Origin of the sequence: Paraglaciecola mesophila, assembly GCF_009906955.1 — a bacterium.
GTDB classification, from domain to species: Bacteria; Pseudomonadota; Gammaproteobacteria; order Enterobacterales; family Alteromonadaceae; genus Paraglaciecola; species Paraglaciecola mesophila_A.
This window is the reverse complement of record NZ_CP047656.1, coordinates 283,184-299,914: the sequence shown is the minus strand read 5'-3', so window position 1 is coordinate 299,914 and position 16,731 is coordinate 283,184. Positions and strand designations below refer to the sequence as shown.

17 protein-coding genes are annotated in these 16,731 nt (G+C 43.5%); 3 read left to right on the top strand and 14 right to left on the bottom strand.

Features of this window, described 5'->3' with window-relative positions:
• Positions 1–19: 19 nt before the first annotated feature.
• A complete protein-coding gene (locus FX988_RS01230) occupies positions 20–1,237 on the top strand; it encodes a urate hydroxylase PuuD (RefSeq protein ID WP_160177969.1) in 1,218 nt (405 codons plus the stop codon).
• 65 nt (positions 1,238–1,302) lie between these two features.
• On the opposite strand, the gene FX988_RS01225 is transcribed toward FX988_RS01230, so the two are convergent.
• From FX988_RS01225 to FX988_RS01190, 8 genes are all read right to left on the bottom strand, one after another.
• On the bottom strand, positions 1,303–1,923 hold the full coding sequence (locus tag FX988_RS01225) for an FMN-binding negative transcriptional regulator (RefSeq protein ID WP_160177968.1): 621 nt from the start codon (positions 1,921–1,923) through the stop codon (positions 1,303–1,305).
• A 247-nt stretch (positions 1,924–2,170) separates the two neighbouring features.
• Positions 2,171–2,548, bottom strand: a complete 378-nt coding sequence (locus FX988_RS01220) for a VOC family protein (RefSeq protein WP_160177967.1) — start codon at positions 2,546–2,548, stop codon at positions 2,171–2,173.
• A gap of 321 nt (positions 2,549–2,869) precedes the next feature.
• The gene (gene egtD, locus FX988_RS01215) at positions 2,870–3,856 is read right to left on the bottom strand and encodes an L-histidine N(alpha)-methyltransferase (protein ID WP_160177966.1); all 987 of its coding nucleotides are present in this window, start codon (positions 3,854–3,856) and stop codon (positions 2,870–2,872) included.
• A 1-nt stretch (position 3,857) separates the two neighbouring features.
• Complete coding sequence (gene egtB / locus FX988_RS01210) at positions 3,858–5,138, bottom strand: ergothioneine biosynthesis protein EgtB (protein WP_160177965.1); 1,281 nt, start codon at positions 5,136–5,138, stop codon at positions 3,858–3,860.
• A 115-nt stretch (positions 5,139–5,253) separates the two neighbouring features.
• On the bottom strand, positions 5,254–5,475 hold the full coding sequence (locus FX988_RS01205; protein WP_254700691.1) for a hypothetical protein: 222 nt from the start codon (positions 5,473–5,475) through the stop codon (positions 5,254–5,256).
• Positions 5,476–5,648: 173 nt separating this feature from the next.
• On the bottom strand, positions 5,649–5,897 hold the full coding sequence (locus tag FX988_RS01200) for a hypothetical protein (RefSeq protein ID WP_254700690.1): 249 nt from the start codon (positions 5,895–5,897) through the stop codon (positions 5,649–5,651).
• 135 nt (positions 5,898–6,032) lie between these two features.
• Positions 6,033–6,281 carry a DUF3297 family protein gene (locus FX988_RS01195; RefSeq protein WP_160177964.1) on the bottom strand — a complete coding sequence of 83 codons (249 nt, stop codon included), beginning with the start codon at positions 6,279–6,281 and terminating at the stop codon, positions 6,033–6,035.
• A 388-nt stretch (positions 6,282–6,669) separates the two neighbouring features.
• Positions 6,670–7,635 (bottom strand): GGDEF domain-containing protein, encoded by a 966-nt coding sequence (locus FX988_RS01190; protein WP_160177963.1) that lies wholly within the window; start codon positions 7,633–7,635, stop codon positions 6,670–6,672.
• 404 nt (positions 7,636–8,039) lie between these two features.
• Between FX988_RS01190 and FX988_RS01185 the strand changes: the two genes are divergently transcribed.
• Positions 8,040–8,567: a DUF3750 domain-containing protein gene (locus FX988_RS01185; RefSeq protein ID WP_160177962.1), complete on the top strand. Its 528-nt coding sequence runs from the start codon at positions 8,040–8,042 to the stop codon at positions 8,565–8,567.
• A gap of 198 nt (positions 8,568–8,765) precedes the next feature.
• Here FX988_RS01185 and yeiP read toward each other — a convergent pair whose 3' ends face one another.
• Positions 8,766–9,338 carry an elongation factor P-like protein YeiP gene (yeiP, locus tag FX988_RS01180; RefSeq protein WP_160177961.1) on the bottom strand — a complete coding sequence of 191 codons (573 nt, stop codon included), beginning with the start codon at positions 9,336–9,338 and terminating at the stop codon, positions 8,766–8,768.
• Positions 9,339–9,535: 197 nt separating this feature from the next.
• On the bottom strand, positions 9,536–12,058 hold the full coding sequence (locus FX988_RS01175; protein WP_160177960.1) for a S9 family peptidase: 2,523 nt from the start codon (positions 12,056–12,058) through the stop codon (positions 9,536–9,538).
• Positions 12,059–12,230: 172 nt separating this feature from the next.
• Here FX988_RS01175 and FX988_RS01170 point away from each other — a divergent pair, with 172 nt between their 5' ends.
• Complete coding sequence (locus tag FX988_RS01170; protein WP_160177959.1) at positions 12,231–12,773, top strand: glutathione peroxidase; 543 nt, start codon at positions 12,231–12,233, stop codon at positions 12,771–12,773.
• Positions 12,774–12,835: 62 nt separating this feature from the next.
• On the opposite strand, the gene FX988_RS01165 is transcribed toward FX988_RS01170, so the two are convergent.
• The 4 genes from FX988_RS01165 to FX988_RS01150 all read right to left on the bottom strand — a co-directional run bounded on the left by FX988_RS01165 (position 12,836) and on the right by FX988_RS01150 (position 16,619).
• Positions 12,836–13,444 (bottom strand): FMN-dependent NADH-azoreductase, encoded by a 609-nt coding sequence (locus FX988_RS01165; protein WP_160177958.1) that lies wholly within the window; start codon positions 13,442–13,444, stop codon positions 12,836–12,838.
• A 102-nt stretch (positions 13,445–13,546) separates the two neighbouring features.
• Positions 13,547–14,659 carry a CmpA/NrtA family ABC transporter substrate-binding protein gene (locus FX988_RS01160; protein WP_160177957.1) on the bottom strand — a complete coding sequence of 371 codons (1,113 nt, stop codon included), beginning with the start codon at positions 14,657–14,659 and terminating at the stop codon, positions 13,547–13,549.
• Positions 14,652–15,290 carry an ANTAR domain-containing response regulator gene (locus FX988_RS01155; RefSeq protein WP_160177956.1) on the bottom strand — a complete coding sequence of 213 codons (639 nt, stop codon included), beginning with the start codon at positions 15,288–15,290 and terminating at the stop codon, positions 14,652–14,654. The genes FX988_RS01160 and FX988_RS01155 overlap by 8 nt, the downstream gene beginning before the upstream one ends.
• 246 nt (positions 15,291–15,536) lie before the next feature.
• The gene (locus FX988_RS01150; protein WP_160177955.1) at positions 15,537–16,619 is read right to left on the bottom strand and encodes a glycosyl transferase family protein; all 1,083 of its coding nucleotides are present in this window, start codon (positions 16,617–16,619) and stop codon (positions 15,537–15,539) included.
• Between the last annotated feature and the right edge of the window lie 112 nt (positions 16,620–16,731).

The window sequence follows — 16,731 nt, the reverse complement described above, 5'->3', positions numbered from 1 at the left end:
ACAACAAAGGAACATTAGTATGGCATGGTTTGAATGGTCATCGTTATTTATTCGCTGGTTTCACGTTATTGCTGGCGTAGCGTGGATTGGCGCATCGTTTTACTTTATATGGTTAGACAATAATTTACGCACGCCGCCGAAATGGAAACAAGACAAAGGCATAAAAGGTGACCTATGGGCGGTGCACGGAGGTGGATTTTACGAGGTAGCCAAGTATCAACGCGGCCCAGAGAAAATGCCCGAAACCTTGCATTGGTTTAAATGGGAAGCCTACACCACTTGGTTAAGTGGTTTCTTACTGCTGAGTTTAATTTACTACCATGGCGCGTCTATTTATTTGATTGATCCCAATGTAATGGATTTGACTCCGCAAGACGCGATAATTCGTGGTTTGGGACTCATTTTCGGCGGCTTGTTTATTTATGAAGGGGCTTGTCGAAGTGCGCTCGGACGCTACCCTACGCTATTTGGCGTGTTTTTGCTGGTACTGCTTGGCTTGGTAAGCTATTTGGCCACCCATTGGTTCAGTGGCCGTGGTGCATTTATTCACGTTGGAGCATTAGTTGGTACCATAATGGCTGGCAATGTGTTCTTTAAGATTATGCCGGCTCAACGGCTAATGGTCGATGCAGTTACCAACAATAAAGAGATAGACCCAGCGTGGGGCTTGGCGGCAAAACTTCGTTCGGTGCACAATAATTACCTTACCCTGCCTCTGTTATTCATCATGATCAGTAATCACTACCCCATGACCTTTCAACACCCACACGCATGGGCTGTGCTTATGGCTATTGGTATTGTTTCAGCGTGGATCCGTCACTACTTTAACTTAAAACATGTAGGTATATCTCGCCCGTCTGTGCTTATTACTGGCGCTATAGGCATGTTATTAATAGCAGGTTGGGTATCTTACCCTAAGGCTACTCACAATGAAGCGAGCGAGCATCCTGCTCACCAAAGCAGCATATCCTCTAATCAAGCGCCGCTGAACGACGCAGAACAGCGCGCATTTGATGTGATTCAAACCCACTGTGCTAACTGTCATTCTGCGAAGCCAACGGATGAACTCTTTGTTGTCGCCCCGCTGGGCTTAATGCTTGATTCTTGGCAGCAAATTAATGCTAAAGCACCGTTGATTTATCAACGCGCTGTGATCAACAAAGATATGCCATTGATGAACAAAACCGGTATGACCGAAGATGACAGAGAAGCGATTCGTCAGTGGTTCAAGCCATAAACTAATGGCCAAATGGCAAAGTCCCTACACTAAACGCATTGGTTCAGTGTAGGCGACTTCCCCGGCTACTGAATATCTCCCATACAAAGTTGACGTTTTTGCATATAATTGGCCAATTGAATATCACCTAACTCACCGCTTTCTTGCAATGCCTTGTACACCCCTTGTTGGTCAGGCACTTTGCGCTGCTGCCCGAGCTTTTCTTTGGCATCTATATGTTCAATTACGACTTTAAACCCCACCACACCTCGGCGAAGCTTATCTTGATATTCCTCGGGCATTAAGGTTTTGTTGTCGAGTAAAGCAGGCTCGTATTTGGACACTAGGTCGTCCATTGCCTGTATTGTCTCTTCATCATTTAGTAGGCTAGCACGGCCCTTACAATGCACCGCTGCATAGTTCCATGTAGGTACCCCAGGCCCGTTTTCATACCAAGAAGGAGAAATATATGCATGAGGACCACTGAAAATCACCAACGCTTTCTCACCCGTCAATTGATGAATATGGGGATTTGCTCTGGCAATATGACCGTATAGTACCCCAAGCTCGCCCTCTTCTGGTTTGAAGGTGAATGGAATGTGCGTAGCTTCCAATGTATCAGACACGACAACACCAAAACTGTGTTCACTGATAAACTGAGCAATATGTTCTTTTTCCTGTATGCGTAGATTTTTAGGGACAAACATGGATTGGTATCTCTTCTTTATTGTGACCTGACGAACGTCGGTCACTTATTAGCAATCATATTTTAGATTTGAAAAAATCTTAGCACTTCAACAAAGTCAAATAGATGACATTCTGCTAAAAAACCGAGGTTCGAGGGCAAAAAAGTAAAAAACGCTCTATTTAGAGCGTTTTACAAAGAGGGTTAATTGGGTTCACGCTATTCGCACTATGGCGCTAAAACGCGCTCCTAACGTAGCGCCAAGATGCTTAAACTCGGATCAGTGTACAAATTTTGTTACCCGCAGGGTCGCGTAGATAGGCTAGGTGCATTTTATTTTCACCTTCACCGCGCACCCCAGGAGGATCTTCACAGGCCACACCACCATTAGCAACCCCAGCGGCGTGCCATGCTTCTGCTTGCTCGGTACTTTCTACTTTAAAGCCCAGTGTTGAGCCATTCCCATGACATGCAGGCTCACCGTTAATCGGTTTCGTTAATGCAAAAACACCGCTTTTATCAAAGTAAAAGCAACGTCCCTTTTCATCCATTACCCCTGGCTTGTAACCCAATACTTGCATAGTGGCGTCGTAAAACTTTTTTGACGCCTCCATATCGTTCACACCTATCATCACGTGGCTAAACATATTTTAACTCCTACTTATAAATGGGCCTAGCGGCATAAACCAAATTGACCGAAAACAAGCGATCACCTTAGCGCCAACGCTATTCGCTGTGCGGTATAGATAGATCCCAGTAAATCTGTATGTATTATTAATTAATTCAACAATTTATCAGTACTTTTGTAGCCTAGCAATGAATTTAGTGAAGCGGCAAAAAAGTCGCTTAAGTATGCTGTACCCTCAACAGTCCACACTTGTGCAAATGTCCTTGAGCAGTTGTACGTAGCCAGCCGCACTTAACCAGCATAGTAAAAGGTGTACTCGAGTAGGGCTACTTAATAACCGTCACCTATTCGCATGAAGCAAAAACACTGAAAACATGTCGTTACTTGCCATCCATTGCTGCTCTAATCGCCAGCCAGCCATGCGCGCTAAATGAATAAATTCATCAGGACGATATTTATAGGAGTTCTCGGTATGAATAGTTTCTCCTTGGGCGAAGGGAATCGATTGACCATTGATATGAACACTCTGCTCTATTTTACTCACGAGATGCATCTCTATACGACCAAAATGCGGGTTGTAAAACGCGTAATGCTCAAACGCGTCGAGGTCAAAATTACTGGCGGCGATATGGTTTACGTGGCGCAGTATATTAAGGTTAAACTTGGCAGTAACCCCAGCACTATCGTTATAAGCTTGATGAAGTGTATGCAGCGATTTTTTTGTATCCACGCCTATTAATAACATTCCGCTGTCACCTAGCGTTTTGCGTAAACGCTGCAAAAACGTAAGGGCGAAATCACGATTAAAATTACCAATGGTTGAGCCGGGAAAGAAGCCTAGTTTTACCAGCTCATCTTGATTTTTGCCTTTATTCTGCAGCGACACAGGTTGGGTAAAATCGGCAAATATTGGCGCCACATTGACGTGTGGGTAATCAGCGGAGAGTTTATCGGCAGCCCTTTGTAAATGACTGTGAGCGATATCAATGGGCACCACAGATTTAATCATTTTAATGCTTTCGAGCAGTATTCGAATTTTGGTTAAACTGCCTGCACCAAATTCAACCAGCTCCACCGGTTGTACGATTGACTGAGACAAATCAGAAGCGATATGCGGCAACATATTCATTTCTGTGAGGTATGGATAATATTCTGGTAAATCGCAAATCTGATCAAAAAGATCTGAGCCCACGCTGTCATAAAAAAATTTAGACGAAATGATCTTTTGCTGAGCATTTAACCCTGCGGTTATTTCAGCAATAAGTTGTAACTCAGGGCTAAGTTGATTCGTTGAATCCGCGCGTTGTGCAACCGGAGGTACTGACATATTAACAATCCTTAGCTAAACGTAAGCCCATAAACTGCCAACGTTGATGAGGGTAAAAGAAAGTACGATAAGTTGAGCGCATTTGCTCAATGGGCGTAACGCAAGAACCGCCTCGTAACACATATTGACCGGACATAAACTTGCCGTTGTATTCACCTACTGCGCCTTCTGGGGCTTTGTATCCTGGATAGGGCGTGTACGGACTGCGTGTCCACTCCCAAACATCGCCATACAGCTGCATGACGCCTTCCCCTACATCAGGCATAGGTGTAAAAATTTGCTTCTCTGAAAAGTTCCCACTAATGGCTTGTTCTCGCGCTGCCAGTTCCCACTCGTATTCAGTGGGCAGCCGGCATCCTTTCCACTGGGCGTACGCATCTGCTTCATAGTAACTAATATGACTAACCGGCGCATTTAACGTCAGTGGCACCAACCCGTTTAAGGTGAATTGATACCATGTATCACCGTGTTTGCGCCAATAAAGTGGGCATTGCCAGTCTTGTTGTTGCGCGACGCCCCACCCGTCAGCTAACCATAACACGGGGTTTTGATAGCCACCTGCTTCGATAAACAACAACCAATCAGCATTCGTTACCAATCCTTTGGCTAATGTAAACGAAGAAACATACGCTTTGTGTTTCGGCCCTTCGCAATCAAAATAGAAATCAGCTTGAGGCGCTGCGCCAAATTCGTGTAAACCTGCCTCAAAGGGGATAAATTGCTCTGAGGCTGATACGTTATCGGCGCTTGATTCAGCGATGCCGGACTTTGCGTTATATGCTGCGGGGTAAAGAGGGTTAAGAGAAAAAGCATGTAAGATATCCGTTAATAGCAATTCTTGATGCTGCATTTCGTGATTCATGCCAAGTTCCATCAAGGATACTAGCTCATCACAGGTGTTTGTTGTCAGAAGCTGCTCAATTGCGCTGTCTATTTGTTGGCGATAGGCGTACACATCTTCAATCGTCGGTCGACTGAGCATACCGCGTTGCGCACGAGGATGACGCTCACCTTTTTGTTCGTAATAAGAATTAAATAGATAATTAAATTGAGGTTGAGGCGACTGATAGTCTTCTACAAAGGGCAACAAAATAAATTGCTCAAAAAACCAAGTCGTATGGGCCAAATGCCATTTTGTTGGGCTAGCATCAGGCATAGACTGTAGCTGCATGTCTTCTGCGGTTAAGGGCTCAGCTAGAAGAAGGCTGTATTGACGCCGAGAATGAAATCGAGCAATCAGGGTATCAGCGGAATTATCAACAATGTGCGCAGTTGCAATCATAGTAAGTGCTTCTTGTTGTTCAGTTAACTCTTAGAGTATTGATAGCTTTAATGAAAATTTAATGAAAAATTAACGAAAAATTGTGCAAACTCAATGAAAAACACGACGCGGCGCGCTAGTTTAAGCGTGCAAAGTAGTCTTGCCATGTTTGATGAGGCCTGCCAGCAGCTTGTGCATAGTGACTCTCGTTTTCAAGTGCACCTTGGGCAATACCTTGATAAATACCGGCTATCACAGTACCAATGAAGTCCCCTAGTTCAGCGACACGATCTGCTTTGTACTCTTCGTACGTCAGTGCAATAAAACGGCCTAATTGTCCGCTTGCAGCAATTTTCATGTTCAATACCTTGTCGGTAGATAAGCGCAATACGCATTAACATATCAGTTGAAGGGTTAAAAAAAAAGTCACGTCGATTGTGCGCAGATGAGTAGCACTAGCTGGAGAATATCAAGCGTTGAGAGAAATAAGACCTGCGCCCAATGCTGAACAAAAAATAAAGGTGAGCTGAGTTAATGGTGGATATATTGGTGTAAGCCTAAGCCAATTAGCAAAACACTGCATCCAATTACTTGGATAAAAAACGTCCCTCTTGTTTCATTCCAATGCAGCGCGATAAAAAGCAAACAAACAGGGTTGATAAAAAAACAGGCTAGCCCCCATGCGATACTTTTGTTGAAGGCTTGAAGCAACAACACGACTCCACCAACAATAAATATCAGCAAGCCTATCAGCGTGATGAGCATCGTGATCATGTTCATATAGACCTACTCAAGGGGCGGAGTGCATTTATTAAGGGCCGCATTTATAAGAGGCGTGGTCAGTGTAATAAACCGCCTACAGGCGTATCACAATGGCTCTTTAGTCGTTAATAATCAGTAGTAAATAGATTTTACCTAAGCGTAAAATGCTTCTACAGTCCCTTTTAGAGTGATTAACATCGGCTGTCCTCGGCGGTCTAACGCTTTAGGCGAAGGAATTTTTACCCAGCCTTCACTAATACAGTATTCTTCTACATTGGTACGCTCTTTACCGTTCAAACGAATACCGATTTCGTGCTCAAATGCGGCCTCGTCATAATGCGGGCTGCGAGGGTTGCTAGAAAGTCGATCTGGTAGTGCCGGTAAGTTAGTGATGTCGTTCATAAAAATGACCTAAATTCAAAAAAGTGCGCCATTGTAGACAATATGCTCGTACCACTCAATATCTGTTAGGTATTAGTCCAGTGCGTTAGAAAAGACTCTGCCATGATGCGGATTGACTAAGTCCTTTTAAAACTCGCCCGCAAGGAATGCCCCAGCAGCTTTTGCTCTGGGTTCTCACTATTTGAAAAGGAACAGCCATTACGACATAGCGACGCATTTTTAAGGGGCAATTATTAATGTGGATTAATGGTATTATTTGGTGCGGTCGAACACGCCATCAAAAGCATGAAATAAAGCAATAGTAATAATCTAATATTCATACATATTCCGCGATCTGTGTTGATGATTCCTAGCGTGTTAGTTGCTGAAATTACAGGTACTTGATAAATTAACTGGTCAAGTTTTCATTGACTTTTAGGCCGCATATACTTTTATCTCGCCCCTTGCGTTTAGCCAAATACAATCCGCAATCTGCGCTTTCAATCAATGATCTAGGTGTTGTGTGCGCATCCGCTAAAACAGAAATATACCCTACACTTACTGTCACTCTTCCTGAGGCAACCTTGGGATGAGGTATATTAGCTTCATACACGCTGCGCCGAACATTCTCGGCCAGTCGCAGTGTATTCTGACTATCGCCATAGGTCACAATCGCAAACTCTTCTCCCCCATAGCGACAGACAATATCCGTTTCACGACAACAGGATTTAGTCAGCACCCCTGCAATTTTCATTAAACATAAATCACCAGAATAATGGCCTAAACAGTCGTTATATTCTTTGAAATGGTCGATATCGAACATAAGTAAGGAAATTGTTCGATTCTCACGTTTAGCCAAATTAAGCATAAACTGTAATTGACTATCGAAAGCCCGACGATTCTTTAAACCGGTTAAACTATCGATTGACGCTTGCTTATATAATTCTTCGTTGACCGCTTCTGGCTCAATAATACCCAGTAGCAAAATAGCCTTACCAAACTCATCGCGAACCAATGCCTTCGCTCTGCTTGAAAAATAAAGAACCTTATCTTGTGTTTCATCGTAATAAGGAAAACGATTATCGTACTCAGCAATCTTGTTGTTCTTAAGATCGTCATACTCTTTATATATTTCTTGCGCACTAACACTACTTTTTATCGCTATAAATTTATTGTAATCACCGGCGATTGGGCACGTTTTGCTAATCGAGTGCTGAATATCATCACCCAAATGAAAGGTGTCGCACATGGTTTTATTGCAATAGAAAACGTCAGGGGATTCTTCAAGATCAATTATCCACCAAGAGACACCGGAAAAATTAAGTAGGGTTTCGCATTGTCGGTAGTACTTTTCTATTTGTTTGTTAGCAAACATCTACCACTGGCTCGAATTAGGCTTAATAGGATTATATTAGTGTATCAGTTGCTTATTTACACTGTGCTTTGTACTAAATTAAACCAAAGTATACCCTACAAAAGTCAATAATGGCGCTGATTCCGGGCGATTAACTTACCAATAAGTGTGATAACTAAGGTGTGTTTGATTTTAGCTAACACTAAGCGAACAAAAGCATATTTTTAGATCAATCGCTTTGTCGCATCTTCATGTTTTCACTTTATATGAAACAATTAATTTCTTGCTTCCAATTAGCTTCTCTAGAAGCAAGGCTATTGAGCAAACATGGTGATTTTGCTTTATTATTAACCAATCATTACACATTAAAGAGTGCTATAAAAACCAGAAGCGCACCACCAGCCAATGATCCAAGGTGAGGATATATGAAAACACTGATTATCGTGACAATGCTAAGCCTATTGTCTGGATGTACTCAAAGTGACTGGCGTACAGCATCTCGTGAATCTGCGGGACTGGCGCTGGATCCAGCGACAGATACTCAGGCATCGATAGAAATCTATGCAGCTGATGCGTTTAGCTGGCGTGGCTGGTTTGCAGTGCACACCTGGCTCGCCATTAAACCGGAAAACGCACCGACCTATACTGTCTATGAAGTGGTCTCTTGGGCGCTAAGTAAAAACTCCCCCGCTTTAACCGAATATGAAACCATAACCCCTGATAGATACTGGTATGGTGCAAAACCGGAAAAAATATTATCCATTGAGGGGCCGCGAGCAACAGAACTCATCCCCAAAGTGTTAATCGCAGTAAACTATTACCCATGGGCACATGAATACACCCTATTCCCCGGGCCCAACAGTAATACATTCCCTGCATGGGTCGGTTTGCAAGTCCCTGAACTAGAACTCACTATGCCGTTTAGAGCAATTGGCAGTGGCTATGCACACTAGTCGTGCTTTAATTCAATTCCATTAAATAATTGCTAAGTGGTTAAATATTTAATGGAATTGGTATTAATTACTTGGTATTACAAACGACGAGCAATCACGCGCTGTACACATAATAAAAAAGCCCTCAGAGCGAAAGCAATGGGGCCTTATTGGCTATACGTTTTACCGGTTTACCCTCGATGGGATTGCTTTTAAGCGTTATTTATCCGCACGGCTGACAAATTTATGTTCACTGGTACTGACCTTAATACGCTCACCGCTTGAAATATACTCAGGTACTTGCACCGTCAACCCTGTGCTCAACGTAGCAGGCTTAGTACGTGCGCTGGCTGATGCGCCCTTTATTGAAGGGTCAGTTTCTGTGATCACCAGCTCCACATTGGGTGGTAATTCAACGCCCACTGCTGAACCGTTGACAATCATCACCTGCAAACCCGTTGTATCCTCAGCTATAAACAGTAACTCTTCCTCGATTGTTTCTTTATTTAGATTATAAGGCGTGTAATCTTCCGTGTTCATAAAGACATATTCGTCACCGTCTATATAAGAGAATGTCACGGGTTGGCGCACGAAATCTGCAGTTTTGATCATTTCGTCAGCTTTAAAGCTCTCGTCCGCTTTGGCTCCTGTGGTTACTTCATACAAGCGCATTCGGTATAAACTCGCTCCTGCACGGCCACTGGGGGTCAATTTATTAATATCTTTAACCACATATACTTTGTCGTTATGTTCAATGGCGGCGTTCTTTTTTACTTCACTGGCTTTTGGCATTAGGTTTATCTCTGTATCTGACGTGTTATGTTCGGCTGTGGTTAGCCATCAAATAAATTTCGCATCGAAATTACCAGAAAGCCCATGTAAGGCAAGCAGATTATCCTTTGCTCTCAATATAAAAAAGCCCAACTTGGCCAGTCGGGCATTTTTTAAAACATGCTTAGCAGCCGATGAAAACGCCGCCTAATTACACGCTACAAGGTCGATTCAAACAACTTATAGATACGACGATATTCGTCTAACCATGAACTGGGCTGCACAAAACCGTGGGACTCCACTGGATATATCGCAGTCTCGAAATCTTGCTTTTCAAGCTCAATTAAACGCTGGACTAAGCGCACTGTGTCTTGAAAAAACACATTTGAGTCAACCATGGGGGCATTAATCAACAACGGCTTCTCCAACCCTTCTGCAAAATACAGTGGAGAGCTGCGTTCATAAGCTATAGGGTCTACATCTGGCATATTTAAAATGTTCGAAGTGTAACCATGATTATAGTGTGCCCAATCTGTCACTGGGCGCAACGCAGCACCAGATTGGAATAAGTCTGGTTGGGTAAATAACGCCATAAACGTCATAAACCCGCCATATGAGCCCCCGTAAGTACCAATACGCTGGCGATCTACGTTGGCGTTTTCCACCAACCAGTTTACCCCGTCACGCAAATCGTCAATTTCAGGTTTGCCCATATGGCGGTATATGGCCGTACGCCAGTCTCGACCATACCCAGCTGACGCACGGTAATCCATGTCCATTACCACGTAACCTTGCTGCGCCAGCATGTTGTGAAACATAAACTCACGAAAATACCCAGACCATCCCAAGTGCGCATTTTGCAAATAACCTGCTCCGTGGTTAAAGATAACCGCCCGACGCTTCTCATCTTTACTGTTATCAGCATCGGCAGGACGATATACACGAGAAAATATAGGCTGAGTGGTGTGGCTAGATTTTACAGGTACAATATCTGGAGCAGCGAAATTCATGGCTAAAAATTCTGGGCTAATGGTATGCGTCAAGCGTGATGGCTGTGCACTCGGCATGGCGTCTTGAACATACAATTCAGGAGGTAAGGTCAAGGTTGAGTGGGTCAATAACAGCTTACTTTCATCTGGACTAAGTGAGTAGTCCGTCATGCCGTTTAAGTCAGTTAGCGCGTCTATTTCTTTACTCGCTAAATTGACTCGATATATTTCATATATACCAGGGTGTTTTTGATTCGCTTGATAATAAATATATTCGTCGTTTTTACTCAACGTCAGATTATTTACTTCGAAGGGCCCCGAGGTTAATGCACTCGCATTGGCGTTAAGCGGTTTTATATACAGTTGGGAATAACCTGATTTTTCTGACAAATAATACAACTGCTCAGTGTTGTGTAGCCAGCCATAGCTATTAAAGCGATAATTTATCCAAGCGTCATCATGTAAACGGTCTTGGTTGACGAGCTTATGCTGCTGAAGATCGACAGTAGCAAGCCACCTATCTTTGTTATCCCACGCTTCAAGCATGACGGCCACCTGCTGGCCATTGTCGTGCCACTGAATGGCACTTTGATCCCATGACCAATCACGCATCAGTACAATATCTCTTGGTAAGCGATTAGTCTGATAGGTCGTGCCTTTCGCCCTAGCATTTTCACGCTTTACCTCAGCTAGCACGTCATCATTAAAGCCTGGAAGTGCGTGATAACTCAGTGAATATTTTTTATGTGTGGTTAAATCAAGCAACCATAAGTCATGATTAACCGGTTTTGCATCTGCTACACGCTGGCGCACACCTTTACTTTCTATACGCCCGTCTTCTCCTATGTAGGCCGGCATCAAATCATCTTCACCGCGCGACGGCTGCACCTTCCTTGTTGCAATCAGTAACCATTTACCATTAGGGGATATACTCGATTCAACCCATTGATCGTCTTTGCTAAAATAAAACGCCTCAGGGGCTAGGGTATTATTTTGCCGAGCCAACAGTTTTTGTTGGTCAAATTTCAGTTGACGATCTTTACGCTTTTTAGCGACGTAATCTATCAGCTCTACTTGCTGCTCAGCAAGGTAATCAGCGGGCTCGGTATTCGCTTCTGGCGCTTCATTGAATTCCCAAGTGACCAGTTTTTGTGAAAAACCGCTATCTAAATCAACACTGAAAATACGGTTACCGCGGCGGTAGGCTAAGCGTCCATCGTTTAAGAATTTTAATTGCTTAGGCTCACCGCCATCTTGGGTTAGTTGGCGCACCGCATCTTGCCCAGCATCGCTCAATGCTTTCACAAAAATATTACCTTCGAAGACCCATGCCGCATAGGTGCCTTTTGAGTTAGTTACGCGGTCAGAATAGCTCACGGCGTGCAACTGGGATATTGCGACTTGCTGTGCTTCATGGGCGCTTTGACTACCCACTTGCCATAAATGGGTTAACGGTGACCCTTTCTCTTTTTGAGTATAAAAAACTGACTCGCTATTGTCCCCCCAATAACTGCCTAGCGGTTGACGGCCCATCCAATCGGGATCAGCCATAATCTGCTCAAGAGTAAGTGTGCCCTCGGTGTGTGCATCGTTTTGCCCATCAATAGTAGGTGTACCTTGATATGTTGCTGCTATGCTAGAGTGAGTTGCTTCGTTATCACTAGGTTGCTTGCTAACCGACTGAGTCGCACTACAGGCAAAAAGGCTGGTGGAAATAATCACCAATAGCAGTTTTTTAGAATAATTATACATTGTTGTTTTCCCTGCGGATTTTGTTAATTTTTTTGAGTAACGATTTACTTTAAACGCAAAATCAAACAGTTTAAACTACAACACAAACACACTTACAAATTAGTCAGCACTATAATAAATATAAAGCGGTTCAAACATGCTGCTGACTATGCATAAACATGCCGGGGTTCACATGAAGAAGTTACTCGCTATTACCTGCCTAACGCTTTTCTGCAATATGGCTTACAGCGCGCAGTGTCCAGATTTACTCAAATTTGTAAAACGTAAACTCAATTCGCAAGAAACGGTCAATATGTGTGACGCCTACGCTGGCAAAACGGTATTGTTTGTAAATACAGCAAGTTATTGTGGATTTACGCCGCAGTTTAAAGGCTTAGAAGACCTATACAGTAAGTACAAAGATCAAGGCTTGATGGTATTAGGCTTTCCTTCTCATGATTTTAATCAAGAAGATAAAGATGAAAGCAAAACGGCTGAGCTTTGCGAACTAACCTATGGCGTCGAGTTTCCTATGTTTGAATCCATGCCTGTGCGCGGGCGTGATGCAGATCCCCTGTATAAAATGTTGGCTAAAAAATCAGGCACCACAGTGAAGTGGAATTTTTATAAATACCTGATGGACAAGAACGGTAACTTAGTCAACACCTATGCTTCATCAACAAAACCTACGGATCCGCAATTTATTAGTGCAATCGAAGAGACCTTAAAGTTGTAGCATTAAACATAGGAACGATAAAAAAGCCCGAGTCAATCGGGCTTTTACGGGTAAATTGAAAACTACACCGTTGGCGGAAGTAACTCAGACATTGATTGGCGCGCCGCTTTCCATGTAATTTGCGCATGTTCTTCCCCCATATTTAAGCCCTCTAGGTAAACAAAGTTAACGTCTGTCATCCCCATCAAACCGAACACTAAGCGTAAGTAAGGAGTTTGTGTGTCGTTGTCAGTACCTTGATAAATACCACCACGCGCAGCAAATATATAAACGGTTTTACCGACTAAATGGCCTTTTGGTCCTTCGCTCGTATAACTAAACGTGCGCCCCGCTCGCGCAACTCGGTCAATCCACGCCTTAAATGTGGAGGGAATGGTGAAATTGTACATAGGCATGCCAACAACAATAATATCGCTGGCCTCCAATTGTTCTAGTAACTCGTTCGAATAGCGTGCCAATTCGGTTTGTTCTGGGCTCATACTGTCACTTACCATGTTCCAGGTCTGCATTTCTTGGGCGGTTAAGTGCGGCAGGTTCAACGTATTCAAATCAACTTTGTTGAGATGAATGGATTCACTGTCTTGAAGTTTATTCACAAATTCACTGGCCAATTTGCTTGATTGGCCATTTTCGCCTTGTAAACTGGCATTTAGCTGTAATACGTTTTTCATCTGAAAACCTCTTCGTTAGTCATGTGCGTCCAGTATAAAGTTATTTTACCGAACGAAAATCGCAATTATTAGAGGTTTCCTATCTATTATTTAGAACTTATATCAACCTGAGCGCCGATAAAACTGCACACCTTGATCTTCAATCAGTAAACGCATTTGTTGATAAATATCTGGTCTAAACACCTTGGCGATCAAATCGAGCGGTATCGTAACATGAGGGGGAATTTGTCCAGCGCTAACCATATGTTTAATTAACCATTCACCGCGAACCAATTCAGGTTGATTAATGCAACCATTATTACTCACTGAAAACTGGTTGTAAGAGGGAATGCTTCGTGGTGGTAGAGATTGATGGGTCAAGCAACTGCCTAATAACGACGGGGCAATAACATCCAACTCTGCATGTAAATATTCCTCATTACACAGCAACCTTGCCGCCTCAAATCGATTCGGTACAGACTCAAGCCAAGCGCACGCTTGTTTCAATGCAGCGCATAACGCCAACACGGTGTTGGGATGTTTTTTATGGAACTCTTCTAGTAAACCGAGGACTTTTTCAGGGGAATCTTGCCAGATATCGAATGATGTCAGAGCGGTCATGCCTATTCCTGCGCGCACAGCTTTCGCATTCCACGGCCCGCCAACGCAAAAGCCATCTATGTCACCGTTTTTTAAACACTCCACCATACTGACAGGAGGTACCACAAGCATTTCCACATCGTCGAAGTCGACTTTGACTGCTTTTAACCAATCTCTCAGTTGGTAGTAGTGACAGCTATACGGAAATACGGTAGCAAACTTAAGCTTGGCTTCTCCTTTGCGCTTACGCTTCTCTACTACTTTTTGTAGCAGATAAGCGGCCATTGGTAATGTCACACTATTAATTTCGTTTTCTTTAAGTATCTCTTGCAGTAAACCTTCAGAAAGCGTGATCGCGTTCCCGTTTAGACTTAGTACCAAAGGTGTGATCACATTTGCCGGTGGCGCGCCGAGTCCCAGCGCGCTGGCTATTGGCATGGGTGCAAGCATTTGTGCAGCATCAAGTACACCTGCATGTAACTTATCTCGCAACGTTGCCCAAGAGTTTTGCTTTTGCAATGTTACGTTCAATCCCCATTGTTCAAAGAATCCTAATTCTTTCGCAATGATCAATGGGGCCGAGTCGGTCAAGGGGATAAACCCAAGCGTAATATTTGGTTGTTCCGGTTTAATCATGTTCGTGTCCTTGTTCCAATGAGCGCAGCATAGACACTATTGTTTTAGCCACGTCTTCGAGCTTCTGGCCTGTGTCCATCGCGGTTTTGCGCATACTATGAAATGCTTGCTCTTCGCTCATCTTGTTTGTCTTCATCAATAATCGTTTCGCTAAATCGATACTCTTACGGGATTCAAGTTGATGTTTTGTGTCGTTAAGCTCATCTTTTAACTTATGGAATGCTTTGAACCGAGCAACAGCCGCATCGAGTATCGGTTTAACGCGCTCAGGGTCAATATCCCCTACTACATAAGCGCTAACCCCTGATTGCACCGATAAGTTAATGGTTTCAGTGTCTTGCTGTGATGAAAACATCACTACCGGCTTAGGGTTGTAGTGTGAAATGGTATGTAGGCTTTCCAACATATCGCGGTTTGGTGATTCGATATCAATGACTATGATATCTGGCTGAATTTCATCAACCTGTTTCAATAACCCAGCTTGCGTACACGCTAAATGACTCACTTTATAGCGAGAATTGCCAAGCGCAGTCACAATAGACTCAGCTCGCTGCACATTCTCATCAATAAGCAAAATATTTAGCTGTTCATGAGAGGCTAAATGGGTGTTTTTTTTTGCTGTGGATATCAACGGATATTCCTGACTTTGTCACGCTCTGATCTTACTGAAGCGACTGCAAAGCCTAAGCCAATAAAATAACTACAACAAAAACAATAAGTTAAATATATTAAGAGAAGTTTAAACGAATTTTAATGTACGTAAATGGGCAGGCGCACCACAAGTGTGCAGCATACTGCACACAAATTAACCGGTGAAAAAATACGACCAATCATGGGTGGGGTTATACCACGCCATCACAGGCACTGAAGCACAGATTTAATGGGCCTGATGCTTGCCTGTTGTGTCAAAGCTTGGCATGTCAGGTGTTGCTGGTAAGGTAAATGGCCACGATTTATTTCGCGCATGCCAACATAATGCGGCTTGGGTATTTGCATGCTCAAGTGGTAACTTATCGACCAACATAAAAAACAAACTCAGGGTACCAATGATACTATGTGACGCATAATCGTTTATCTGTTCTCCCTCCCAAACATGAACAAGTTGCATCACATCTAACGTTTTAGGTTTAGTAACCCAATGGGATAAAGTCGCAGGTACCTCTATGGTTGCTTCTACGCTGCCACGGCACAGATGCAAAGTCACATTCCGCTCAGGATTGTATTCTACTTCGCCACCTTCGCCGCGAAAACATAGGATACTCTTTTCGCTCTGTGCTTGCTCGTTGACGAGCGACGCACAACGACTGTGTTTTTTATCAACGCCTCTGTGAAATACCCCTTGTAAACTATTGGCTGATTGACTCGCATTTAACATACGCGCCAGAGTATTTGCACAAGAGCGTAGTCCAAACTGACTACGTAGCTGGATCATGGCATCCAGCTTAGGGTTTATATCAGCTAAGTCCATGTAACTAAAACCATGCTGGCCCAGAAGCGTTTTGGCCTGAGAAACGCTTGTAGCAACGTCAATACCTAACTGCGGCAAGACATCTTTTAAATATAATCGATTAGAATCAGGTTCATGAGTACCGTGTAAAAATAGCGTTTTTCCTTGTTGCGCAAAGGCCATGACGGCCAACAAAAACCAAGGTAAATGTCGTCGTTTACCAGCATAGCAGCCCAAATCGATATCAATCGGTAAATCGGCGAGTTGCGGCTCATTCACTTCACGAAAGGCTTGAATGAACCCTGCTAACTCTTCTGCCGTTTCTTCGCGCACCCTGAGCAACATCAAAAACGCGCCTTTTTGTTCAGGGGTGATCTCGTCGTTAATCAGCATTTTCATCGCTTGATAAGCTTGGCGTTGGGTTAATGTGCCCCCTGCTCTTTGGCCTCGACCAATAATACGGATAAATTCTTTAAACTCAGGGAAATTTTCAGGGTGAGTGTTGTTTCTCATGGATATTGACGTGCCTTGTGGCGAGATTAGCCATCTTGAATGCGGTCCAAAACTTGGTTAGCGTAATTTAGAGCCATAAGTTAAGCCCGTTGAATTGGGTCAATGGGCGTAT

Excerpts from the sequence above, each read along its gene's own strand:
- FX988_RS01230 (WP_160177969.1), top strand. The coding sequence starts at position 20 with ATGGCATGGTTTGAATGGTCATCGTTATTTATTCGCTGGTTTCACGTT.
- FX988_RS01225 (WP_160177968.1), bottom strand. The coding sequence starts at position 1,923 with ATGTTTGTCCCTAAAAATCTACGCATACAGGAAAAAGAACATATTGCT.
- FX988_RS01220 (WP_160177967.1), bottom strand. The coding sequence starts at position 2,548 with ATGTTTAGCCACGTGATGATAGGTGTGAACGATATGGAGGCGTCAAAA.
- egtD (WP_160177966.1), bottom strand. The coding sequence starts at position 3,856 with ATGTCAGTACCTCCGGTTGCACAACGCGCGGATTCAACGAATCAACTT.
- egtB (WP_160177965.1), bottom strand. The coding sequence starts at position 5,138 with ATGATTGCAACTGCGCACATTGTTGATAATTCCGCTGATACCCTGATT.
- FX988_RS01205 (WP_254700691.1), bottom strand. The coding sequence starts at position 5,475 with ATGAAAATTGCTGCAAGCGGACAATTAGGCCGTTTTATTGCACTGACG.
- FX988_RS01200 (WP_254700690.1), bottom strand. The coding sequence starts at position 5,897 with ATGAACATGATCACGATGCTCATCACGCTGATAGGCTTGCTGATATTT.
- FX988_RS01195 (WP_160177964.1), bottom strand. The coding sequence starts at position 6,281 with ATGAACGACATCACTAACTTACCGGCACTACCAGATCGACTTTCTAGC.
- FX988_RS01190 (WP_160177963.1), bottom strand. The coding sequence starts at position 7,635 with ATGTTTGCTAACAAACAAATAGAAAAGTACTACCGACAATGCGAAACC.
- FX988_RS01185 (WP_160177962.1), top strand. The coding sequence starts at position 8,040 with ATGAAAACACTGATTATCGTGACAATGCTAAGCCTATTGTCTGGATGT.
- yeiP (WP_160177961.1), bottom strand. The coding sequence starts at position 9,338 with ATGCCAAAAGCCAGTGAAGTAAAAAAGAACGCCGCCATTGAACATAAC.
- FX988_RS01175 (WP_160177960.1), bottom strand. The coding sequence starts at position 12,058 with ATGTATAATTATTCTAAAAAACTGCTATTGGTGATTATTTCCACCAGC.
- FX988_RS01170 (WP_160177959.1), top strand. The coding sequence starts at position 12,231 with ATGAAGAAGTTACTCGCTATTACCTGCCTAACGCTTTTCTGCAATATG.
- FX988_RS01165 (WP_160177958.1), bottom strand. The coding sequence starts at position 13,444 with ATGAAAAACGTATTACAGCTAAATGCCAGTTTACAAGGCGAAAATGGC.
- FX988_RS01160 (WP_160177957.1), bottom strand. The coding sequence starts at position 14,659 with ATGATTAAACCGGAACAACCAAATATTACGCTTGGGTTTATCCCCTTG.
- FX988_RS01150 (WP_160177955.1), bottom strand. The coding sequence starts at position 16,619 with ATGAGAAACAACACTCACCCTGAAAATTTCCCTGAGTTTAAAGAATTT.